Annotated in this window: 20 protein-coding genes and 4 tRNA genes; 18 read left to right on the forward strand and 6 right to left on the reverse strand. The window is 59.4% G+C overall.

Going from position 1 to position 22,613, the window contains the following annotated elements; all coding sequences use genetic code 11:
* The first annotated feature begins 94 nt into the window (after positions 1-94).
* Together BZL41_RS18450 and cysS are read left to right on the forward strand one after the other, a co-directional pair.
* Positions 95-1,765, forward strand: a complete 1,671-nt coding sequence (locus BZL41_RS18450; protein ID WP_095600653.1) for a glutamine--tRNA ligase/YqeY domain fusion protein — start codon at positions 95-97, stop codon at positions 1,763-1,765.
* On the forward strand, positions 1,765-3,150 hold the full coding sequence (cysS, locus tag BZL41_RS18455) for a cysteine--tRNA ligase (RefSeq protein WP_095600654.1): 1,386 nt from the start codon (positions 1,765-1,767) through the stop codon (positions 3,148-3,150). The genes BZL41_RS18450 and cysS overlap by 1 nt, the downstream gene beginning before the upstream one ends.
* Positions 3,151-3,212: 62 nt before the next feature.
* Here cysS and BZL41_RS18460 read toward each other — a convergent pair whose 3' ends face one another.
* The 3 genes from BZL41_RS18460 to BZL41_RS18470 form a co-directional block, all read right to left on the reverse strand.
* Positions 3,213-3,497 carry a hypothetical protein gene (locus tag BZL41_RS18460; protein WP_095600655.1) on the reverse strand — a complete coding sequence of 95 codons (285 nt, stop codon included), beginning with the start codon at positions 3,495-3,497 and terminating at the stop codon, positions 3,213-3,215.
* Positions 3,498-3,846: 349 nt separating this feature from the next.
* Positions 3,847-4,143: a hypothetical protein gene (locus tag BZL41_RS18465; protein WP_095600656.1), complete on the reverse strand. Its 297-nt coding sequence runs from the start codon at positions 4,141-4,143 to the stop codon at positions 3,847-3,849.
* A gap of 178 nt (positions 4,144-4,321) precedes the next feature.
* Complete coding sequence (locus BZL41_RS18470; protein WP_095600657.1) at positions 4,322-4,759, reverse strand: Lrp/AsnC family transcriptional regulator; 438 nt, start codon at positions 4,757-4,759, stop codon at positions 4,322-4,324.
* 132 nt (positions 4,760-4,891) lie between these two features.
* Here BZL41_RS18470 and BZL41_RS18475 point away from each other — a divergent pair, with 132 nt between their 5' ends.
* The gene (locus tag BZL41_RS18475) at positions 4,892-5,797 is read left to right on the forward strand and encodes a DMT family transporter (protein WP_095600658.1); all 906 of its coding nucleotides are present in this window, start codon (positions 4,892-4,894) and stop codon (positions 5,795-5,797) included.
* Between the two features lie 7 nt (positions 5,798-5,804).
* Here BZL41_RS18475 and BZL41_RS18480 read toward each other — a convergent pair whose 3' ends face one another.
* Entirely contained in the window at positions 5,805-7,649 is a 1,845-nt protein-coding gene (locus tag BZL41_RS18480) for a sigma-54-dependent Fis family transcriptional regulator (RefSeq protein WP_095600659.1), read from the reverse strand.
* 297 nt (positions 7,650-7,946) lie between these two features.
* Between BZL41_RS18480 and BZL41_RS18485 the strand changes: the two genes are divergently transcribed.
* From BZL41_RS18485 to BZL41_RS18510, 6 genes are read left to right on the forward strand one after another with little or no spacing between them, the layout of a single operon-like run.
* On the forward strand, positions 7,947-9,041 hold the full coding sequence (locus BZL41_RS18485) for an ABC transporter ATP-binding protein (RefSeq protein WP_095600660.1): 1,095 nt from the start codon (positions 7,947-7,949) through the stop codon (positions 9,039-9,041).
* Positions 9,042-10,139 carry an ABC transporter ATP-binding protein gene (locus BZL41_RS18490; RefSeq protein ID WP_095600661.1) on the forward strand — a complete coding sequence of 366 codons (1,098 nt, stop codon included), beginning with the start codon at positions 9,042-9,044 and terminating at the stop codon, positions 10,137-10,139.
* Positions 10,136-11,002, forward strand: a complete 867-nt coding sequence (locus BZL41_RS18495) for a carbohydrate ABC transporter permease (RefSeq protein ID WP_084333678.1) — start codon at positions 10,136-10,138, stop codon at positions 11,000-11,002. Before BZL41_RS18490 ends, BZL41_RS18495 begins: the two co-directional genes overlap by 4 nt.
* A 9-nt stretch (positions 11,003-11,011) precedes the next feature.
* A complete protein-coding gene (locus BZL41_RS18500; RefSeq protein WP_084333677.1) occupies positions 11,012-11,812 on the forward strand; it encodes a carbohydrate ABC transporter permease in 801 nt (266 codons plus the stop codon).
* A 10-nt stretch (positions 11,813-11,822) separates the two neighbouring features.
* Positions 11,823-12,095 (forward strand): DUF2160 domain-containing protein, encoded by a 273-nt coding sequence (locus tag BZL41_RS18505; RefSeq protein ID WP_095600662.1) that lies wholly within the window; start codon positions 11,823-11,825, stop codon positions 12,093-12,095.
* A 41-nt stretch (positions 12,096-12,136) separates the two neighbouring features.
* Positions 12,137-13,879, forward strand: a complete 1,743-nt coding sequence (locus tag BZL41_RS18510; protein WP_095600663.1) for an ABC transporter substrate-binding protein — start codon at positions 12,137-12,139, stop codon at positions 13,877-13,879.
* A 60-nt stretch (positions 13,880-13,939) separates the two neighbouring features.
* Here BZL41_RS18510 and folD read toward each other — a convergent pair whose 3' ends face one another.
* Positions 13,940-14,794: a bifunctional methylenetetrahydrofolate dehydrogenase/methenyltetrahydrofolate cyclohydrolase FolD gene (gene folD / locus BZL41_RS18515; protein WP_095600664.1), complete on the reverse strand. Its 855-nt coding sequence runs from the start codon at positions 14,792-14,794 to the stop codon at positions 13,940-13,942.
* A gap of 275 nt (positions 14,795-15,069) precedes the next feature.
* Between folD and BZL41_RS18520 the strand changes: the two genes are divergently transcribed.
* The 3 genes from BZL41_RS18520 (at position 15,070) to BZL41_RS18530 (ending at position 15,390) form a co-directional block, all read left to right on the forward strand.
* A tRNA-Arg gene (locus BZL41_RS18520) sits at positions 15,070-15,146 on the forward strand.
* Positions 15,147-15,177: 31 nt separating this feature from the next.
* Positions 15,178-15,253 (forward strand) — tRNA-His (locus tag BZL41_RS18525).
* Positions 15,254-15,305: 52 nt separating this feature from the next.
* Positions 15,306-15,390, forward strand: a tRNA-Leu gene (locus BZL41_RS18530).
* Positions 15,391-15,569: 179 nt separating this feature from the next.
* Here the strand turns inward: BZL41_RS18530 and BZL41_RS28625 are convergent.
* Positions 15,570-15,746, reverse strand: a complete 177-nt coding sequence (locus BZL41_RS28625) for a hypothetical protein (RefSeq protein ID WP_168191035.1) — start codon at positions 15,744-15,746, stop codon at positions 15,570-15,572.
* 292 nt (positions 15,747-16,038) lie between these two features.
* Between BZL41_RS28625 and tig the strand changes: the two genes are divergently transcribed.
* The 6 genes from tig (at position 16,039) to BZL41_RS18560 (ending at position 22,542) form a co-directional block, all read left to right on the forward strand.
* On the forward strand, positions 16,039-17,349 hold the full coding sequence (tig, locus tag BZL41_RS18535; protein WP_095600665.1) for a trigger factor: 1,311 nt from the start codon (positions 16,039-16,041) through the stop codon (positions 17,347-17,349).
* 90 nt (positions 17,350-17,439) lie between these two features.
* Complete coding sequence (gene clpP / locus BZL41_RS18540; protein ID WP_084333671.1) at positions 17,440-18,078, forward strand: ATP-dependent Clp endopeptidase proteolytic subunit ClpP; 639 nt, start codon at positions 17,440-17,442, stop codon at positions 18,076-18,078.
* 108 nt (positions 18,079-18,186) lie between these two features.
* Positions 18,187-19,467 carry an ATP-dependent Clp protease ATP-binding subunit ClpX gene (gene clpX / locus BZL41_RS18545; RefSeq protein WP_084333670.1) on the forward strand — a complete coding sequence of 427 codons (1,281 nt, stop codon included), beginning with the start codon at positions 18,187-18,189 and terminating at the stop codon, positions 19,465-19,467.
* Positions 19,468-19,610: 143 nt separating this feature from the next.
* Complete coding sequence (gene lon, locus BZL41_RS18550) at positions 19,611-22,007, forward strand: endopeptidase La (RefSeq protein ID WP_095600666.1); 2,397 nt, start codon at positions 19,611-19,613, stop codon at positions 22,005-22,007.
* Positions 22,008-22,142: 135 nt separating this feature from the next.
* The gene (gene hupB, locus BZL41_RS18555; RefSeq protein WP_084333668.1) at positions 22,143-22,415 is read left to right on the forward strand and encodes a nucleoid-associated protein HU-beta; all 273 of its coding nucleotides are present in this window, start codon (positions 22,143-22,145) and stop codon (positions 22,413-22,415) included.
* A 50-nt stretch (positions 22,416-22,465) separates the two neighbouring features.
* Positions 22,466-22,542, forward strand: a tRNA-Asp gene (locus BZL41_RS18560).
* The last annotated feature ends 71 nt before the right edge of the window (positions 22,543-22,613 follow it).

Raw genomic sequence — 22,613 nt, forward strand, 5'->3', positions numbered from 1 at the left:
AAGGCTGTCAGGGGGTTGACAGCTTCGGCTATGATAAGCGCTTTGATTTGGCCGGCCTACCCTGCGCCGCGCACCCACAGTGATCAAGGTCCCCATGAGCAGCAAGCCAGAGACTCCCGCCGCTTCGAATTTCCTTCGCCAGATCGTCCAGGCCGACTTGGAATCCGGCAAGCACCAGAAGATCGTCACCCGTTTCCCGCCGGAGCCGAACGGCTACCTGCACATCGGCCATGCCAAGTCGATCTGTCTGAATTTCGGTCTGGCCCAGGAGTTCGGTGGCGAATGCAACCTGCGTTTCGACGACACCAACCCAGCCAAGGAAGACCAGGAATACATCGATGCCATCAAGGCCGACGTGGAATGGCTGGGCTTCAAGTGGGCTGGTGAGGAGCGCTATGCGTCGGATTACTTCGACCAACTGCACGAGTGGGCCATCCACCTGATCAAGGCCGGCAAGGCCTTCGTTTGCGACCTGAATGCCGAGCAGATGCGCGAATACCGAGGCAGCCTGCACGAGCCGGGCAAGAACAGCCCGTTCCGTGACCGCAGCGTGGAGGAGAACCTCGACCTGTTCGCCCGCATGAAGGCCGGCGAGTTCCCGGACGGTGCCCGTTCGCTGCGCGCGAAGATCGACATGGCGTCGCCGAACATCAATTTGCGCGACCCGATCCTCTACCGTATTCGCCACGCCCACCATCACCAGACCGGCGACAAGTGGTGCATCTATCCCAGCTATGACTTCACCCATGGCCAGTCGGACGCGATCGAAGGCATTACCCACTCGATCTGCACCTTGGAATTCGAGGACCATCGTCCGCTCTACGAATGGTTCCTGGAAAACCTGCCGGTACCGGCGCAGCCGCGCCAGTACGAGTTCGCCCGCCTCAACCTGAACTACACCATCACCAGTAAGCGCAAGCTCAAGCAACTGGTGGACGAGGGGCATGTGAGCGGCTGGGACGACCCGCGCATGTCGACGCTGTCCGGCTATCGCCGCCGTGGCTATACCCCGGCCTCGATCCGCAACTTCTGCGAGATGATTGGCGTCAATCGTGCCGGTGGTGTGGTGGATATCGGCATGCTGGAGTTCGCCATCCGGGAAGACCTGGACGCCAACGCCGCACGTGCCATGTGTGTGCTCAAGCCACTGAAGGTGGTGATCACCAATTACCCGGAAGGCAAGGTGGAGCAGCTCGAGCTGCCGCGCCATCCGAAGCAGGATATGGGCGTGCGGGTACTGCCGTTCGCCCGTGAGATCTACATCGATGCCAGCGATTTCGAGGAAGTCCCGCCAGCCGGCTACAAGCGGCTGATCCCGGGGGGGGAAGTGCGCCTGCGTGGCAGCTATGTGATCCGCGCCGATGAGGCGATCAAGGATGCCGACGGCAATATCGTGGAACTTCGTTGCTCCTATGACCCGGATACCCTGGGCAAGAACCCGGAGGGCCGCAAGGTCAAGGGTGTGATCCACTGGGTGCCGGCGGAAGGCAGCGTCGAGTGCGAAGTACGTCTGTACGATCGCCTGTTCCGCTCGGCGAACCCGGAAAAGGCCGAGGAGGGCGGCAGTTTCCTCGACAACATCAATCCGGAATCCCTGGTCGTGCTGAAAGGCTGCCGTGCCGAGCCGTCACTGGCCAATGCCGCACCGGAAGAGCGCTTCCAGTTCGAGCGTGAGGGCTACTTTGTCGCCGATCTGAAAGACAGTAAGCCGGGCGCACCAGTGTTCAACCGCACCGTGACCCTTCGCGACTCCTGGGGGCAATGATGGCGCTGAGCATCTACAACACCCTCAGCAAGACCAAGGATGCCTTCAAGCCGCTGGTGGACAACCAGGTGCGCATGTATGTCTGTGGCATGACCGTCTATGACTTCTGCCATATCGGCCATGCGCGGGTCATGGTGGCCTTCGACGTGGTCGCCCGCTGGCTGCGCCATCGTGGTTTTGACCTGACCTACGTGCGTAACATCACCGATATCGACGACAAGATCATCAAGCGTGCCAACGAGAACGGCGAGCCGTTCGAAGCGCTGGTGGAGCGGATGATCGCTGCCATGCACGAAGACGAGGCCCGTCTGAACGTGCTGCGACCGGACATCGAGCCACGTGCCACGGCCCATATCGTCGGCATGCACGAGATGATTCAGACCCTGATCGACAAGGGCTACGCCTACGCGCCCGGCAACGGCGACGTGTACTACCGGGTCGGCAAGTTCGTCGGTTACGGCAAGCTGTCGCGTAAGAAGATCGAAGACCTGAAGATCGGCGCCCGCATCGAGGTGGACGAGATCAAGGAAGACCCGCTGGACTTCGTGCTCTGGAAGGGCGCCAAACCGGGCGAGCCGAGCTGGGATTCGCCCTGGGGCAAGGGGCGTCCGGGCTGGCATATCGAGTGCTCGGTAATGTCCACCTGCTGCCTCGGCGAGACTTTCGACATCCATGGCGGCGGGCCGGACCTGGTATTCCCGCATCATGAGAACGAGATCGCCCAGAGCGAGGCGGCCACCGGCAAGTTGTACGCCAACGCTTGGATGCATGCCGGCGCGGTGCGTGTGGACGGCGAGAAGATGTCCAAATCGCTGGGCAACTTCTTCACGATCCGCGAGGTGCTGGAGAAGTACCATCCCGAGGTGGTGCGTTACCTGCTGGTTTCCAGCCACTACCGCAGCCCGATTAACTATTCCGAAGACAGCCTCAAGGAAGCCAAGGGGGCTCTGGAGCGTTTCTACCATGCGCTCAAGGGGCTGCCCCAGACCGAGCCGGTGGGTGGCGATGCGTTCGTCGAGCGCTTTGCCGCGGCGATGGACGATGACTTCAATACGCCGGAAGCCTGCGCCGTGTTGTTCGAAATGGTCCGCGAGGTGAACCGGCTGCGTGAGGCCGATCCTCAGGCCGCCGCCGCTTTGGCCGCGCGGCTGAAGGCGTTGGCCGGTTTGCTCGGCGTCCTGCAATTGGAACCCGATGCGTTCCTGCGGGCCGGCGCAGAAGGCAAGGTCGATGCGGCGGAAGTCGAGCGCCTCATCCAGGCCCGTCTCGATGCCCGTACCGCCAAGAACTGGGCCGAGTCCGACCGTATCCGCGATCAGCTCACCGCCATGGGCGTGGTGCTGGAGGACGGAAAGGGCGGCACTACCTGGCGGCTGGCTGAATAAGCCGTCCCGCATGAAAAGACAGGCCGCTTACAGCGGCCTTTCTTTTTGGGGCTGCCGAGAAATCAAACGAATCGCTGATCGGCGAAACCGCGCGGCAAGCGCTGTGGACCGGGCAGGGCAGCGAGCCGGTTTGCCCAGGCAGTGCGCCAGTCGTTGGCGACGTGTTCCTTGCTGGCCTTACGGGCGGCCCGCCGTGCGGCGTTGCGCTCTGCCCGGCGGGCCTCCTTGAATGCCTCGGTGTTACGGCAATTGCGGCATTTCACTTTGGCCAACTGCGATGTGGATGGCAGGTTATTGCCGTGTCGGCCGCAGGCCAAGTGTCCGGCGACCTTGTAATGAGTAACCATCGGTCGGTCTCCTGAAGGCGGGATACGGCGCCCAGAGCAGCGCTAGCAGTTGACGCCCTGGATGCTCCCTTCAAGAGATTGGACTTCGCTGGTTGGGCTGCGGTTCGTTGCACACCCTCGCCTCAACTCATCGGCGGTGCCGGCCGCTGATTCGCGCCAGCGCCTTGGGCGCGCGCCGAGTCTTCCTTTGCGGCGGTACATTGTTGGTGAGAGGAGAGCCAGGGGCATGAGCGGCTCGTTTCCATAAGCCATGTTCAATGCCGCGTTCAGCTCATCGTCGGTGGGTTGCAACACGGTGACTTGAATCCCCACCGGGAACAGGAAGGCGCCAACCACCGAATTATTGCTCTCATCGACGCCCGTCTCCCATGACGATGGCGAAGGCGTAGAGCGGGTTGCCGTCGTCGTCCTGTTGGCTGAGGGCCCAGCGGAGAACGCCGTTGGCCCAATAGCGATAGTCGATGAAGGTGTCGGTTTGCGGTACGTCGATACCTTCGAGCATCTGCAGGACTTCGCTTTGAAGAACGTTTGTCCAAGCGATCGCAATGTTGGCGTTCTGGATGGTGCCGATAGCGGGCGGCGGCGAGGCAGGGTTGGTGGCGAGGGGGGATTCGTCCAGGTTTCTGGCATGAGCAAGGTTGTGCACGATAGATCTCCGTATCTTCATTGGGTGGCTGGGCGCAATGCTTTGCAGGCGCAAAGCCATCGCGCATGGAGTCTAGTCATGCGGGATTCCATCGCCATTATCCGAGCCCTCCGTGCGACGCTCGGCGGGTCTCTGCCGCTCATAGCCATTCATGTCAGCGCAGGCGACGCCCTTTTGCTCATTTCATCGGTGGCAACCGCCGCGCTACCGAGGTCTTCTTGACGATGGCGGTGTTGGTCTCGGCGTAGCCGTTGATGCGGTCGAGCAGTTCGTCCAGTTGTTCCATGGAGCGCACGTGCAGGCGGGCGATAAAGCAGTCTTCGCCGGTGACCTTGTCGCATTCGGTGAATTCGGGGGTGGCCTGGATCAGCCGTTCCACCTCGTGCAGCTTGCCCGGTAGCGGGCGTACCCGGACGATAGCTTGCAACTGGTAGCCGAAGTGGCGCGGGTCGATTTCCACGGTGTAGCCCTTGAGCACGCCGCGCTCTTCCAGGCGGCGCAGGCGTTCGGCGACGCTGGGGGAGGAGAGGCCGCTGATCTGCGCCAGCGCCTTGAGGGAGCGGCGGGAGTCTTCCATCAGGGCGGCGATCAGGGTTTGGTCGATTTCGTCGGTCATATGGAGCCTGTTAGGTAATCGATTGAAAATGCCTCTGTAATAAAGGCGTTTTCCTGTTTCGCCTCAGATTAGCGCTGGAAGCGGAGATGCGCACATCTGAATAATGAAGGCTCCTGTATCGGAGCTGAAATCATGGATAAAGCACTCAAACGCGGATCGCTGGAGATGGTTGCAGCGATGCTGATCTCCGGAACTATCGGCTGGTTCGTGCTGGTCTCGGGGCAGGCGGTGGTGGACGTAGTGTTCTGGCGCTGCTTGATCGGCGGCGCCATGCTGCTGCTGGTGTGCCAAGCGCTCGGTATGCTGCGTGCCGATCTGCTGGGGCGTCGGGTGCTGGCTCTTGCAGTGCTCAGCGGGGTGGCCATCGTCGGCAACTGGCTGCTGCTCTTCGCTTCCTATTCCGGCGCATCGATTGCCATCAGTACGGCGGTATACAACGTCCAGCCATTCATGCTGGTCGGGTTGGCAGCGCTGTTCCTGGGTGAGCGCATTACATCCGTGAAGCTGGCCTGGCTGGGGCTGGCCTTTCTCGGCATGTTGGCAATCGTCAGTGCCCATGGTGGTTCGGCAGAGGGAGGCGGCAATTATCTGGTGGGCATTGCCTTGGCGCTCGGCGCTGCATTTCTGTACGCCGTTGCGGCGTTGATCGTGAAACAACTGAGCGGCACGCCACCCCACCTGATCGCACTGATCCAGCTCATTACCGGCAGCCTGATGCTGGCGCCACTGGCCAGCTTCGAGCTGCCGCAGCAGTCTGCCGCCTGGGCCAGCCTGCTCACGCTGGGTATTCTGCATACCGGCGTGATGTACCTGCTGCTCTACGACGCGATCCAGAAACTGCCGACTGCACTGACGGGCGCACTGTCGTTCGTCTATCCGATCGCGGCGATCTTCGTCGACTGGCTGGCCTTCGGTCACCGATTGAGCCTGCTGCAGTGGCTGGGCGTGGCGGCCATCCTGCTGGCGGTAGCCGGCATGCAACAAGGCTGGAAAATCACCGGCTGGTTTTCGCCGAAGCCCGGTCAGGCTGGGTTATAAGATGTGATCAGACCTTCAGTCCCTGCTCCCGGAGCCGCTTGTACAGCGTGTTGCGGCTCACACCAAGGCTGCGGGCCAGATAGGAAACATTGCCGCCGCAGGCATGGTATTGACTGATCAGATCGGTGCCGGCTGAGCTGGGACATTCGTTCGTCGGCAATGCCGTGACCTGGTTTACTTCCAAGTCGGCGAAAAAGTCGTCTGGCAAGTGCTCGGGGCGGATCGGTTGGTCATCGGCCATGGCCAGCGCCACCTGGATCACGCTGCTCAACTGGCGGAGGTTGCCAGGCCAGGGGTGGCGCTGGAACAGCTCGAGCACTTCGCGGCTCAGGCCCGCCCATTGCTGGGGTTCGCGATAGTAGTCCCAGACCCGCTGGAACAGCGCCGCCTTGTCGCTGCGTTCGCGTAGGGGGGGCAATTCGAGGTTGAGGCCGCTGACGCGGTAGTAGAGGTCCTGGCGGAACAGTCCCGCCTCCACGTCCTGGCGGAGAAGACGGTTGGTGGCGGACATCAGGCGGATATTCACCGGATAGGGCTCGCCGCCACCCAGCGGCTGCACGCTGCGTTCCTGCAGGACCCGCAGTAGCCGGGCCTGTACGTTCAGTGGCATGTCGCCAATCTCGTCGAGGAACAGGGTGCCTTTGTCGGCCTTGCGGATCAGCCCGGTGCTGCCTTTTTGATTGGCCCCCGTGAATGCTCCCTTTTCGTAGCCGAACAGCTCCGACTCCACCAGCTCCGCTGGAATGGCTGCGCAGTTCACTGCGATGAAGGGCTGTTCCGCTCGCGAGCTGGCCTGGTGTAGTGCCTTGACAAAGACCTCCTTTCCGACTCCCGTTTCGCCATGGACGAGGATGGGAATGTCCTTTTCCAGGATTCGTTGGGCTTGCCGGACGGCCTTGTCCACCCGTGGATCGCCGAGGTTGATCGAGTCGAGGGTAAAGCCTTCCTGCTTCTTCGTGCCAATAGGCTGGAGACGGAAGTCGCGTGCCTGGATGCGTGGTTTCTGCGGGCGCTTGAGCAGGCCTTGGAATCGGTAGCGGCCGGCGGCGCGCAGAGGGAAGGGCTGACCTTCCGGTTGGTCGAGGAGCTGTTGCAGCGGTATGTCGAACAGGCTTTCCAACCTTACGCGTGCCAGCCCTACGCCAAGCAGGCTGTCCGCCCGGCGGTTGGCGGAAACCACGAGGCCATCCTCATCGAACATCAGCAGGCCGGACCACTGGCTGTCCAGGTTGTCGTGGCTGGTGTTGAAGGTGAGCTGGAAATACTGGTCCCGGAACAGGTTGAGGATCAGCCGGTTCTCCACCGACTGGCTCATCATCTTGACCATTCCCAGGGTATGGGTGGGCGGCAGATAGCTGTCGCTGGAGACATCGAGCACGCCGATCATCTGGCGCTGCGCATCGAAGATCGGCGAGGCGGAGCCGGTCATGAACCGATTGGCCTTGAGGAAGTGCTCGTCACGCTGGATATGCACGGCCTGTCCGCACGCCAGGGCGGTGCCGATGGCATTGGTGCCGGTCTGGCGCTCGAGCCAGCCGGCGCCGGCCTCGAAGCCGGGCGCGTAGGCAGGCTCGACGAAGCGCCGGTCGCCCCAGGATTGCAGCAGCTGCCCCTGGTTGTCGGCCAGGAGGATGAGGCAGTTGGAGTTGGCGAGGATGTTTTCGTAGTAGGGCAGGACTTCCTGGTGAGTGGTCTGCACCAGGGCGCGATGGCTTTCCTGCAGCGCCGATACCTCCCCTTGGGGAGGGCGCCCGAAGCTCGGGGGCGTCTGGTGGGTCAGGCCGTAGTCGCGACAGCGATTCCAGGAGTCGCGAATGATGGTGTCATGCAGCAGCTGGGCAGGTTCGGCCATGTGGGTCAGTCCCGTCGGCGTTTCTTGTTTTTATGGGCGCTCGAGCACCTCGGCTGGGTTAGACAGTGTTGTTCATGACTGTTCAATGTCAATGATCAAAGTGTTCAGTTGTTCACGCGAAAATGTTCATTCCCGCTATATCGCCTCGGCATCGAACCCCTTTATCTGCTTGTTAACCCTTTTAAATTCAATCATTTAGTTTCTATTTTCGAAAGCGAACAAGCCTTGGCACGAAAGTCGCCTTATCGACTGAACAGCCCAAGCGCTGTGCAGGCTAAACAATGATAAGGACAGGCCATGTCGTTAACGCTGGAGCATGTCAGCCGCATCGTCGATAACCAGATCTATATCGAGGATGCCTGCCTGAGCTTCGAGCCGGGCTCTTTCAATGTGCTGGTCGGGCGCACCCTGGCCGGCAAGACTTCCCTGATGCGCCTCATGGCCGGACTGGACAAGCCCACCAGCGGACGCATCCTGATGAACGGTGCGGACGTTACCGGTGTGCCGGTGCGGCACCGCAACGTCTCCATGGTCTACCAGCAGTTCATCAACTATCCGACCATGACGGTGTTCGAGAACATCGCCTCGCCGCTGCGTCAGGCTGGGATGGATAAGGCGACGATCGAGCGCAAGGTGCGTGAAACCGCCGAGATGCTGCATATCGAGTCCTTCCTGGGTCGCTACCCGCTGGAACTGTCCGGGGGCCAGCAGCAACGCACGGCGATGGCGCGTGCATTGGTCAAGGATGCCGATCTGATTCTTTTCGACGAGCCGCTGGTCAATCTGGATTACAAGCTGCGCGAAGAGCTTCGCCAGGAGATGCGTGAGCTGTTCAAGGCGCGTCGGACCATTGCGGTGTATGCCACCACCGAGCCCAACGAGGCGCTGGCCCTGGGCGGGACCACGACCATTCTTCACGAGGGACGGGTGATCCAGAGTGGCAAGACCGCCGATGTCTACCACCGGCCCCAGCAGATACTGGCGGCGGAGCTGTTCTCCGAGCCCCCGATCAACCTGATGCACGGGCGCATCGCCGACAACGAAGTCAGTTTCGAGGACTGCCTGCACTTTCCGCTGAACCCGGATCTGCGAGGCATCGGCGAAGGGGAATACCGCTTCGGCCTGAGGCCCAGCCACATTGGCCTGGTGCCGTCCAACGATGACGATCTGGAGCTGGCGGTTACGGTGGAGCTGGCCGAAATCAGCGGATCGGAGACTTTTCTTCACGTGCGCAACGAGCACTTCACGCTGGTCCTGCACCTGCAGGGAGTTCATGAATACGACGTGGATGCGCCGATCCGCATCTACATCCCGACTCACAAGTTATTCGTTTTCGAGCCGGCCGGCCGGCTGGTGCAGGCGCCGAGTCGACGCGTCCTGGGGGGGATCTGAATGGCCGAGATTCGATTGCAGAACCTGGCGCACAGCTACAGCGCCCGGCCTTCCGGCCCGGAAGACTATGCGATCCGCGCGATGACGCATATCTGGGAGCAGGGTGGCGCCTATGCGCTGCTGGGGCCCTCGGGCTGCGGAAAATCGACGTTGCTGAACATCATTTCGGGGCTGCTCAGCCCGTCCGAAGGGCAGGTGCTGTTCGATGGGAAGGAGGTCAATCACCTCACTCCGGAGAAGCGCAACATCGCCCAGGTTTTCCAGTTCCCGGTGATCTACGACACCATGACGGTATACGACAACCTGGCCTTCCCGCTGCGTAACCAAGGGCTTCCCGAGGGGCGGATACAGAGCAAGGTGCATGAGATCGCCGAGGTACTCGACCTTCATCCTTTGCTGAAGAGAAAAGCGCGCAACCTCACCGCGGACGAAAAGCAGAAGGTCTCCATGGGGCGCGGGCTGGTTCGTGACGACGTATCGGCGATTCTGTTCGACGAGCCGCTGACGGTGATCGACCCGCACCTGAAGTGGAAGCTGCGGCGCAAGCTCAAGCAAATCCACGAGCAGTTCAACATCACCATGGTCTATGTCACCCACGATCAGTTGGAGGCCTCTACCTTCGCCGACAAGATCGCGGTGATGTACGGCGGCCAGATCGTCCAGTTCGGTACACCGCGGGAGCTGTTCGAACGACCCACCCATACCTTCGTCGGCTTCTTCATCGGCAGTCCGGGGATGAACCTGTTCGAGGTGCGTCGAGAGGCGGACGGCGTGCGTTTCGGCGCCATTCATCTGCCTTTGCCGGAGGCGCTTCAGCGCCGCCTGGACGGTATGCAGTACGAAAATCTCAAGGTGGGTATCCGGCCGGAGTTCGTACATGTCTGGGACGCGCCCTATGCCGAGGCGATGCAGGCTGAGGTCATGCACGTCGAGGATCTCGGTACCTACAAGATTCTGACCCTGCGCCTGGAAGGCCAGACGCTCAAGGCGCGCCTGCAGGAGGACCGCCCCGTTCCGCAGGGGCAGGCCTACATCAGTTTCCCGTCGCAGTGGCTGATGCTCTATGCCGATGAATTCCTGGTGGAGGCGGGCGCATGAACAAGATCGTCAACAACAAGGCTTGGTGGCTGGTCCTGCCGGTATTCCTGCTCGTGGCGTTCAGCGCCATCCTGCCAATGATGACCGTGGTGAACTACTCGGTGCAGGACATCTTCGATCAGTCGACGCGCTTTTTCGTCGGCACCGACTGGTACAAGCAGGTGCTGCGCGATCCCCGGTTGCACGATTCCCTGGGTCGCCAATTCATTTTTTCGGCCTGCGTGCTGCTGATCGAGATTCCGCTGGGTATCGCCATCGCCCTGACCATGCCGACCAAGGGTCGCTGGGCGTCGTTCTGCCTGATCGTCATGGCGATTCCGCTGCTGATTCCGTGGAACGTGGTCGGCACCATCTGGCAGATCTTCGGGCGCGCCGACATCGGCCTGCTGGGCTGGACGCTGAACAAACTGGGGCTGAGCTACAACTATGCCTCGAACACCATGGACGCCTGGGTCACGGTGCTGGTGATGGACGTCTGGCATTGGACCTCGCTGGTGGCGCTGCTCTGCTATTCCGGGCTGCGGGCGATTCCCGACGTGTATTACCAGGCGGCGCGCATCGACCGGGCATCCTCTTGGGCGGTGTTCCGCTACATCCAACTGCCCAAGATGAAGAGCGTGCTGCTGATCGCCGTGATGCTGCGCTTCATGGACAGCTTCATGATCTATACCGAGCCGTTCGTGCTCACCGGTGGAGGGCCGGGCAACGCGACGACCTTCCTCAGCCAGACGCTGACCAAGATGGCGGTGGGCCAGTTCGACCTGGGGCCGGCCGCGGCGTTCTCGCTGGTGTATTTCCTCATCATCCTGTTGGTGTCTTGGGTGTTCTACACCGCCATGACCCACTCCGATAAGAACCGCTGAGGACCGACCATGAATCTGCGCAAGCTTGTCGTGCTGGTGCTCTATGTGGTGTTTCTGCTCGTGCCGATCTACTGGCTGCTGAACATGTCGTTCAAGAGCAACACCGAAATCCTCGGTGGGCTGAGCCTCTGGCCGCACGAATTCACCCTGCGCAACTACCGGGTGATCTTCACGGACCCGAGCTGGTACGAGGGGTATCTCAACTCGCTCTATTACGTCTGCCTGAATACGTTGATCTCGCTGACGGTGGCGCTGCCGGCGGCGTATGCGTTCTCGCGCTATCGTTTCCTCGGCGACAAGCACCTGTTCTTCTGGTTGCTGACCAATCGCATGGCGCCGCCGGCGGTATTCCTGCTGCCGTTCTTCCAGTTGTATTCGTCGATCGGCCTGTTCGATACCCATATCGCGGTCGCCCTGGCGCACTGCCTGTTCAACGTGCCGTTGGCGGTATGGATTCTCGAAGGGTTCATGTCCGGCGTGCCGAAGGAGATCGACGAGACGGCATACATCGACGGGTACAGCTTTCCGAAGTTCTTCGTGAAGATTTTCATTCCTCTGATTGGTTCGGGGATCGGCGTCACCGCGTTCTTCTGCTTCATGTTCAGTTGGGTTGAGCTATTGCTGGCGCGCACCCTGACCTCGGTGAACGCAAAGCCGATCGTCGCGGTGATGACCCGTACCGTTTCCGCATCCGGCATCGACTGGGGCGTGCTGGCGGCCGCGGGGGTGTTGACCATCCTGCCGGGCATGCTGGTGATCTGGTTCGTACGCAACCATGTGGCCAAGGGCTTCGCCCTGGGTCGCGTCTGAGGAGGTACAGATGGATTGGATGGCCTGGACTCTGCCCACCGCCGCGTTCTTTGGAAGCATCGCGCTGGTGCTGGCGAGCATGACGGTTTGGGAGCTGCGCTTGCCCTGTGTGGAGCGCAAGGGATTTTTGCCGATCAGCACGACTCGTGGCGATCGGTTGTTCATCGGCCTTCTCGGTAGCGCCTATCTCCACCTGCTGGTGGTGGGCGTGACCGACTGGAGCACCTGGATCGCCTCCGTGCTGTCTCTGGTGTGGTTGTTCGCAGTGATGCGCTGGGGTTAGCCGATTGGCCTGCCCATCCCCTAAAAACGAAGGAGGTGTCTATGTTCGACAATAACAACAAGACCCGACATGGCATGGCACTGGCGGCCCTGCTCGCGATGTCCGGTCTGAGTGGCGCGGCCTGGGCCGACGCTTATGAAGACGCGGCGAAAAAATGGATCGAGTCCGAGTTCAACCCCTCGACCCTGTCCAAGGAAGAACAGCTCAAGGAGTTGCAATGGTTCATCAAGGCGGCCGAACCCTTCCGTGGCATGGAGATCAACGTCGCATCGGAAACTATCGCTACTCACGAATACGAATCCAAGGTGCTGGCCAAGGCGTTCAGCGAGATCACTGGAATCAAGCTCAAGCATGACCTGATCCAGGAAGGCGACGTCGTGGAAAAGCTGCAGACTCAGATGCAGTCCGACAAGAACATTTATGACGGTTACGTCAACGACTCCGACCTGATTGGTACCCACTTCCGTTACGGGAAGGTGGTGCCCATCAGCGACATGATGGCGGGCGACGGCAAGGACTACACGCTGCCGACTCTGGATATCAAGGATTTCATCGGCATCTCCTTCACCACTGGCCCGGACGGCAAGATTTATCAGTTGCCCGACCAGCAGTTTGCCAACCTCTATTGGTTCCGTGCCGACTGGTTCGAGCGCCCGGAGCTGAAGGCGAAGTTCAAGGAAATCTATGGCTACGAGCTGGGCGTGCCGGTGAACTGGTCCGCCTATGAGGACATCGCCGAGTTCTTTTCCAAGCATGTCAAGGAGATCGATGGCCAGCGTGTGTACGGCCACATGGATTACGGCAAGAAGGACCCGTCGCTGGGGTGGCGCTTCACCGACGCTTGGTTCTCCATGGCGGGCGCGGGCGACAAGGGCCTGCCCAATGGCCTGCCGGTGGACGAGTGGGGAATTCGCGTGGAAGGCTGCCGTCCGGTGGGTTCCAGTGTGGAGCGCGGTGGCGATACCAATGGCCCGGCGGCAGTCTTCGCCACTACCAAGTATGTCGATTGGCTGCGTCAGTACGCGCCGCCGGAAGCGCAGGGCATGACGTTCTCCGAAGCCGGGCCGGTACCGGCGCAAGGCAACATCGCCCAGCAGATCTTCTGGTACACCGCGTTCACGGCGGACATGACCAAACCCGGCCTGCCCGTAGTGAATGCCGATGGCACACCCAAGTGGCGCATGGCGCCCTCGCCGAAGGGGCCATATTGGGAAGAGGGCATGAAGTTGGGCTATCAGGACACCGGTTCCTGGACCTTCCTCAAGTCCACGCCCGAGAAACGTCGCCTGGCCGCTTGGCTGTATGCGCAATTCACCGTGTCGAAAACCGTTTCGCTGAAGAAAACCCTGGTGGGGCTGACGCCGATCCGCGAGTCGGACATCAACTCCCAGGCGATGACCGAAGCGGCGCCGAAGTTGGGTGGCCTTGTGGAGTTCTATCGTAGCCCGGCCCGTGTGCAGTGGACGCCGACCGGCACCAACGTCCCGGACTATCCGCGCCTGGCGCAGCTCTGGTGGCAGTTCATCGCCGAAGCGGCCAGTGGCGACAAGACTCCCCAGGAAGCGCTGGATGGGCTGGCGGCGGCTCAGGACACCATGCTGGCCCGTCTGGAGCGCTCCGGTGTACAAGGTGAGTGCGGACCCAAGCTGAACGAGCCACGCGATCCGGAGTACTGGCTGAATCAGCCGGGGGCGCCGAAGCCGAAGCTGGAGAACGAAAAGCCCAAGGGCGAGACTGTGAGCTACGACGAACTGGTCAAGTCCTGGGAGAAGGCCAACAAATAAGCGATATCCCCACGATGAAAAACGGCACCCTTTGGGTGCCGTTTTCGTTTCCGTCTTGCCTTAAACGTGCAGATGCTCGGCAGCGTACAGCGTGTTTTCCAGCAAGCAGGCCCGCGTCATCGGGCCAACGCCACCCGGAACGGGAGTGATCCAGCCGGCGCGGGGCAGGGCGGTTTCATAAACCACATCGCCGACCAGTTTGCCATCATCCTGGCGATTAATGCCGACATCGATAACGATGGCGCCTTCCTTGATCCACTCGCCCTTGACCAAACCGGGTTTGCCGGCGGCGACCACGACCAGATCGGCGAGGCCGACATGGGTGGCGAGATCCTTGGTGAAACGGTGCGTGACGGTGACAGTGCAGCCGGCGAGCAGCAATTCCAGGGCCATCGGGCGACCGACGATATTGGAGGCGCCCACGACCACTGCATGCAATCCATAGAGGTCGACACCGGTGCTCTGCAGCAGGGTCATGATCCCTTTGGGAGTGCAGGGGCGCAGCAACGGCATACGCTGGGCCAGGCGGCCGATGTTGTAGGGGTGGAAACCATCCACGTCCTTGTCGGGGCGGATGCGTTCGAGCAATTGGGAGGCGTCGAGGTGCTCGGGAAGAGGCAGCTGAACCAGAATGCCATCGATGGTCGCATCGTCATTGAGACTGTCGATCAGGGAAAGCAGCTCGGCTTGGGTGGTGCTGGCTGGAAGATCGTAGGCGCGGGAAACGAAACCGACTTCCTCGCAATCCTTGCGTTTATGCGAGACATAGACCTGGGAGGCAGGATCGGTCCCTACCAGGATCACTGCCAGACCGGGCGCGCGGAGGTCTTGCTGGCGACGCTCGGCGACACGTTGGGCGATCTGCTGGCGGAGATTGGCGGCGATCGCTTTGCCGTCGATCAGTTTTGCGGTCATGACGCTTGGCTAACCATTGGAAATGATTGAAAAAGGACGCGCATTCTCGCATGGCGGGGCTGGCGGGCAAAGGCGGCTGGTCAGTAAATTCGTCTAACTCCTTTATCTCGCTGATTTTTTTAACTTTTACTGTTGACGAGGTGATGTCGCCTCTATAAGATTCGCCCCGCTTGTCGAGCACAGCCGGTTGCTGGGTAAGAGGCGCGGCGGAAGCGAAGTTTAATCCGCTCAGCCAAAGCTTTAATCTTCGCATCCATGCTGGATGCGAAAAATAAGCGCCCGTAGCTCAGCTGGATAGAGCATCCGCCTTCTAAGCGGATGGTCGCAGGTTCGAGTCCTGCCGGGTGCGCCATTTGGCAGCTTGGCACAAGCATAGCGATATGGTGGGCGTAGCTCAGTTGGTAGAGCACAGGATTGTGGCTCCTGGTGTCGTGGGTTCGATTCCCATCGTCCACCCCATATTCGAGAAGGCGCCAGGCTAATTGCCTGGCGTTTTCGTTTAGGCGTCATCGCGGACGTGGTGGAATTGGTAGACACACTGGATTTAGGTTCCAGCGCCGCAAGGCGTGAGAGTTCGAGTCTCTCCGTCCGCACCATCTCTTCTCGGTATTCCGATTCTCTTTTCTAAAAAGGCTTTCGGCTCGGCTGAATAATATTGGCTGGTTCGGCCTTTATTTTTCTTGTTTGTATGTAAAGTCCAGCTTCCACCCGAATATGGTCTGAAGTTCAGGCCATATTCGGAAGAAGCGGTAGTGGCTGGATTTTTTGCGAGCGCTCACCCCAATAAATAAACGGCGGTCGGTTGTGGGTTGTTGGCGATATAGCTGGCTGCTTTCGCGCGGATATGGTTGATCAGTTCGCTGTCGTCGAGATCCAAGTGGAGCTTTTGGGCTCTTTCCATGCTGCGTTGGGCCAGCGCATGGCGCCGGCGGTCAGATATTTTCTTAGCCATTTTCTGCCTCGCTTTTCGATTGATGGGCTCGCTGTGGGTTGCCTTGTGGGGAAACCCATAAAAGAACGCCGATGGGCGACCTTTGCGTTCTGAGTGGAGAGATGAGCTCTTTCGTTCCCGTTCGCAGGTTGAGCGGGTAAGGGCTGCGGTTGTCGGCATTTCATGGGCTGTCGGCTATCCCTTGCTGGTCTGCACCCAATAGGGTGACTTCTTCATTTCGAGCCACTAGAATGCATGCCCTTGATTCTGGGGCCGGAACGGCCGGCTTATGTCTGTGCAACGAGGAATATCCATGCAAGTTTCTGTTGAAAGCACCTCCGCTCTTGAGCGCCGCATGACTATCGGTGTCCCGGCCGAGCGCATCGAGACCGAAGTCAACAAGCGTCTGCAGCAGACTGCCCGTCGTGCCAAGATCCCTGGCTTCCGTCCTGGCAAGGTGCCGATGAGTGTCATTCGTCAGCGCTATGAGGATGCCGCTCGTCAGGAAGCGCTGGGCGATGTGATCCAGGCAACCTTCTATGAGGCTGTCGTGGAGCAGAAGCTGAACCCGGCGGGCGCTCCTGCCGTTGAGCCCAAAGTGTTCGAAAAAGGCAAGGACCTCGAGTACGTAGCCATTTTTGAGGTTTTCCCGGAGTTTCAGGTTTCCGGTCTGGAAGGCATCGAGGTTGAGCGCCTGCAAGCCGACGTTGCGGACTCCGACATCGACAACATGCTGGAAATCCTGCGTAAGCAGAACACTCGCTTCGAGAAGGTCGAGCGCGAAGCGCAGAACGGCGACCAACTGAATATCGATTTCGTCGGTAAGATCGACGGCGAAGCCTTCGCTGGCGGCTCTGCCAAGGGTACCTCCTTGGTGCTGGGTTCCGGTCGCATGATTCCTGGCTTCGAAGAGGCTCTGGTGGGTGTGAAGGCGGGTGAGGAGCGGGTGATCACCCCGACTTTTCCTGAGGACTACCAGAACCTTGATCTGGCCGGCAAAACTGCCGAATTCGCTGTCACTGTTAACAGTGTTTCCGAGCCCAAGCTGCCCGAAATGAACGACGAGTTCTTCTCGCTGTTCGGTATCAAGGAAGGCGGTCTTGAAGGTTTCCGTGCCGAAGTACGCAAGAACATGGAGCGTGAACTGCGCCAGGCTATCAAAGCCAAGGTCAAGAGCCAGGTTATGGATGGTCTACTGGCTGCTAATCCGATCGAAGTTCCGAAGGCGTTGCTATCCAACGAAGTGGATCGTCTGCGTGTGCAGGCTGTTCAGCAGTTCGGCGGCAACATCAAGCCGGATCAGCTGCCGGCCGAGCTGTTCGAAGAGCAGGCCAAGCGTCGTGTCGTGCTGGGCCTGATCGTGGCGGAAATGGTCAAACAGTTCGAAATCAAGCCTGACGAGGCGCGTGTTCGTGAGCTGATCCAGGAAATGGCTTCCGCTTACCAAGAGCCCGAGCAGGTTGTGGCTTGGTACTACAAGAACGAGCAGCAGATGAACGAAGTGCGTTCGGTTGTGCTGGAAGAGCAAGTTGTAGATACTGTTCTGCAGAAGGCTAAAGTGACCGATAAAGCGGTCTCCTACGAAGAAGCTGTCAAGCCGGCGGAAGCTCCGCAAGCCGCCTGATTCTTCCCCTCGTTCGAGCACACCATAAGCCAGCCTTCGTGCTGGCTTATGCGTCTTTGAAGACCACCATCTAGGGAGTGATCGCAGGACATGTCCCGCAATTCTTTTATGCAAATGCCTGACATCCAAGCCGCTGGCGGCCTGGTGCCGATGGTTATCGAGCAGTCCGCCCGTGGCGAACGTGCCTATGACATCTATTCGCGCCTGTTGAAGGAGCGGGTGATCTTCATGGTTGGCCAAGTCGAGGACTACATGGCCAACCTGATCGTGGCGCAGCTTTTGTTCCTCGAGGCGGAGAATCCGGACAAGGATATTCACCTCTACATCAACTCTCCGGGCGGCTCGGTGACGGCTGGCATGTCGATCTACGACACCATGCAGTTCATCAAGCCGGATGTTTCCACCATCTGCATCGGTCAGGCCTGTAGCATGGGGGCCCTGCTGCTGGCGGGTGGGGCTGCCGGCAAGCGTTATTGCCTGCCGCATTCGCGGATGATGATTCACCAGCCGCTGGGTGGGTTCCAGGGGCAGGCCTCGGACATCGAGATTCATGCTCGCGAAATTCTCACCATTCGCGAGCGCCTGAATAAAATCCTGGCCGACCATACAGGTCAGCCGATCGATGTTATTGCCCGCGACACTGATCGTGACAATTTCATGAGCGGCGACGATGCCGTCAAATATGGCCTTATCGATCAGGTGCTTAGTCAGCGCCAGATGGCCAGCTAAACACCTCCGCTCCACAGCGGCTGGTCAAAGCCGGCCGCTGTGCGGACTTGAAAATGCCCGCATTTGCCTTCATCTTGTGTTGCAAGCCTACCGGATTGGATTGATCGAATGACTGACACCCGTAACGGTGAGGACAACGGCAAACTGCTTTATTGCTCCTTCTGCGGCAAAAGCCAGCATGAAGTGCGCAAGTTGATTGCCGGGCCCTCGGTTTTCATCTGCGACGAGTGCGTCGACCTGTGCAATGACATCATCCGAGAGGAGGTGCAAGAGGCCCAGGCCGAGAGTAGCGCGCATAAGCTCCCGGCGCCGAAAGAAATCAGCACCATCCTGGATCAGTACGTGATCGGTCAGGAGCGTGCGAAGAAGGTGCTTTCCGTCGCGGTCTACAACCACTACAAGCGCCTCAACCAGCGCGACAAGAAAGACGATGTTGAGCTGGGCAAGAGCAATATCCTGCTGATCGGGCCGACCGGATCGGGCAAGACGCTGCTTGCCGAGACGCTGGCGCGCCTGCTCAATGTGCCGTTCACCATTGCCGATGCCACGACCCTGACCGAGGCCGGTTATGTGGGCGAGGACGTCGAGAACATCATTCAGAAGCTGTTGCAGAAGTGCGATTACGATGTGGAAAAGGCCCAGATGGGCATCGTCTATATCGATGAAATCGATAAGATTTCCCGTAAATCGGACAATCCATCGATTACTCGCGACGTTTCGGGTGAGGGCGTCCAGCAGGCCTTACTGAAACTGATCGAGGGCACTGTTGCCTCCGTTCCTCCGCAGGGTGGCCGCAAGCATCCGCAGCAGGAGTTCCTCCAGGTCGATACGCGCAACATTCTCTTCATCTGCGGTGGTGCATTCTCTGGATTGGAGAAGGTTATCCAGAACCGTTCGACCAAGGGCGGTATCGGATTTAATGCCGAGGTGCGCAGCAAGGATCTTGGCAAGCGTGTCGGTGAGGCTTTACGCGAAGTGGAGCCGGACGATCTGGTCAAGTTCGGCCTGATTCCCGAATTCGTCGGTCGTCTACCTGTCATCGCCACGCTGGATGAGCTGGACGAAGCGGCGCTCATGCAGATTCTCACCGAGCCGAAGAATGCGCTGACCAAGCAGTACGGCAAGCTCTTCGAAATGGAAGGGGTGGATTTGGAGTTCCGTCCGGACGCGCTTCGCGCAGTCGCTCATCGCGCGCTCGAACGCAAGACGGGAGCCCGCGGCTTGCGTTCCATCCTCGAGGGTATTCTGCTCGACACCATGTATGAGATTCCTTCGCAGACAGATGTCAGCAAGGTGGTGATCGACGAGAGTGTCATCGAGGGTACTTCCAAGCCCTTGCTCATCTATGAGAACAGCGAGCCTCCAGCCAAGGCTGCACCTGAGGCGTAAGCGCTTCACGATCGACAAGGGGCCTGCGGGCCCCTTTGCATTTTCAGCCTCAGCGCTTGTTTTTTCCCGAACCTACCCCCATCTTAGGTTGCAAGGGTAATCCCATCCGTTTACGGCCATATGGCCGCCGTAGAGCCGATATCATGAAGACAACCATCGAATTGCCTCTCCTGCCGCTCCGCGATGTCGTGGTGTATCCGCACATGGTGATTCCGCTCTTCGTTGGGCGTGAAAAGTCCATCGAGGCCTTGGAAGCTGCAATGACCGGGGACAAGCAGATTCTCCTGCTGGCCCAGAAGAATCCGGCGGATGACGATCCCGGTGAAGATGCGCTTTATCGGATGGGAACCGTCGCGACCGTGTTACAGCTGCTCAAGCTTCCGGATGGCACTGTCAAGGTGTTGGTGGAAGGGGAGCAGCGCGGTGCGATCGAACGCTTCATCGAGGTGGATGGCCATTGCCGCGCCGAAGTGAAATTGATCGAAGAGGCGAGCACGGCCGAGCGCGAATCCGAAGTGTTCACCCGTAGCCTGCTTAGCCAGTTCGAGCAATATGTTCAGTTGGGCAAGAAGGTTCCTGCCGAGGTGCTGTCATCGCTGAACAGCATCGATGAGCCGAGCCGCCTGGTCGACACCATGGCCGCACACATGGCGCTGAAGATCGAGCAGAAGCAGGAAATCCTGGAAATCACGGAATTGTCGGCACGTGTCGAGCATGTGCTGGCCCTGCTTGATGCCGAAATCGATCTTCTTCAGGTCGAGAAACGCATCCGCGGGCGTGTGAAGAAGCAGATGGAGCGCAGCCAACGCGAGTACTACCTGAATGAGCAGATGAAGGCCATTCAGAAAGAGCTGGGCGACATCGATGAAGGCCATAACGAAATCGATGAGCTGAAGAAGCGGATCGAGAATGCCGGACTCACCAAAGAGGCCTATTCCAAGGCCCAGGCTGAGCTGAACAAGTTGAAACAGATGTCGCCGATGTCCGCCGAGGCGACAGTAGTACGCTCCTACATCGACTGGCTGGTTAACGTGCCCTGGAAAGCGGAAAGCAAGGTGCGTCTGGATCTGGCCAAGGCCGAGGATATTCTCGATGCGGATCACTACGGTCTCGAAGAGGTCAAGGAGCGCATTCTTGAGTACCTCGCCGTACAGAAGCGCGTGAAGAAGCTGAAAGGGCCTGTGCTTTGCCTAGTCGGGCCACCGGGGGTCGGTAAGACGTCTCTTGCGGAGTCCATCGCTCGTGCAACCAATCGCAAGTTCGTTCGAATGGCGTTGGGTGGTGTGCGTGATGAAGCGGAGATTCGTGGCCACCGTCGGACCTACATTGGCTCCATGCCGGGGCGCCTGATTCAGAAAATGACCAAGGTCGCAGTGCGTAACCCGTTGTTCCTGCTCGATGAGATCGACAAAATGGGCAGCGATATGCGCGGTGATCCGGCATCCGCGCTGCTGGAAGTGCTCGATCCCGAGCAAAATCACAATTTCAACGATCATTACCTGGAGGTGGATTACGACCTCTCCGATGTGATGTTCCTCTGTACCGCCAACTCGATGAACATTCCGGCGCCCTTGCTGGATCGGATGGAGGTCATACGCCTGCCGGGCTACACCGAGGACGAAAAGATCAATATCGCAGTGAAATACCTCGCTCCCAAGCAGACCCAGGCGAACGGGTTGAAGAGAGGGGAGTTGGAATTCGAAGAAGCGGCCATTCGCGACATCATTCGTTATTACACGCGCGAGGCTGGCGTGCGTAGTCTCGAGCGGCAGATCGCCAAGGTGTGCCGGAAGGCGGTGAAAGAACACGCGCAGGAAAAGCGTTTCAAGGTGTTGGTGACTGCCGACGATCTGGAGCATTTCCTCGGAGTACGCAAATACCGTTACGGGCTGGCTGGCCAGCAGGACCAGATCGGTCAGGTCACTGGCTTGGCCTGGACTCAAGTAGGAGGTGAGTTGCTGACCATCGAGGCGGCTGTCGTTCCTGGCAAAGGACAATTGACCAAGACCGGTTCGTTGGGTGACGTAATGGTCGAATCCATTACGGCAGCGCTGACCGTGGTTCGTAGCCGTGCGAAAAGCCTGGGAATTCCATTGGATTTCCATGAAAAACGAGACGTTCACATCCACATGCCGGAAGGGGCGACGCCCAAGGATGGTCCCAGCGCTGGTGTCGGCATGTGCACAGCGTTGGTATCCGCGCTGACTCAGATTCCAGTGAAAGCGGATGTCGCGATGACTGGAGAGATCACTTTGCGTGGTCAAGTTTTGGCCATCGGCGGTTTAAAAGAGAAATTGCTCGCGGCGCATCGTGGTGGAATCAAGACTGTGATCATTCCGGAAGAAAATGTTCGTGATTTGAAGGAAATTCCGGAAAATATTAAGCAAGACCTGCAGATTAAACCGGTTAAATGGATTGACGAGGTCCTGCAAATTGCGCTGCAATACGCCCCGGAGCCCTTGCCCGATGCGGCTCCGGAGATGGTTGCAAAGGATGACGCGCGCGAGTCTGATTCCAAGGAGCGAATTAGCACGCATTAGCCGGGGGGCTTCCTTGACACAATTTTCGAGCCCTTGATATAAAGCGGCTCTTTGTGTGTCGGCAGGCCATCCAGCACCCGCTTTGCTTACACCAAAAATTAAGAAACATACTCAACAGAAATAAGGGGACTTAGAGTGAACAAGTCGGAACTGGTTGATCGTATCGCCGCATCTGCTGATATTCCTAAAGCTGTTGCCGGCCGCGCGCTGGACGCAGTGATCGAGTCCGTCACTGGCGCTCTGAAGGCTGGTGATTCCGTCGTGCTGGTTGGTTTCGGCACTTTTGCCGTCAAAGAGCGCGCTGCTCGTACCGGCCGTAACCCGCAGACCGGCAAGCCGATCAAGATCGAAGCGGCCAAGATCCCTGGCTTCAAAGCAGGTAAGGCACTGAAAGACGCTGTCAACTAAGCGTCTTCGGGCATTGCCCTTCCAGGCCGGACTTGATTCGGCCTGGCAGCGGAGCGGTAGTTCAGTCGGTTAGAATACCGGCCTGTCACGCCGGGGGTCGCGGGTTCGAGTCCCGTCCGCTCCGCCAGTTACGAGGAGGCGCATCCACGGATGCGCCTTTCTTCTATCCGGAATCTACCCATGCTGCGCGGCTGTATT

This window comes from Pseudomonas sp. PIC25, from assembly GCF_002286785.1.
Classification (GTDB): domain Bacteria; phylum Pseudomonadota; class Gammaproteobacteria; order Pseudomonadales; family Pseudomonadaceae; genus Pseudomonas_M.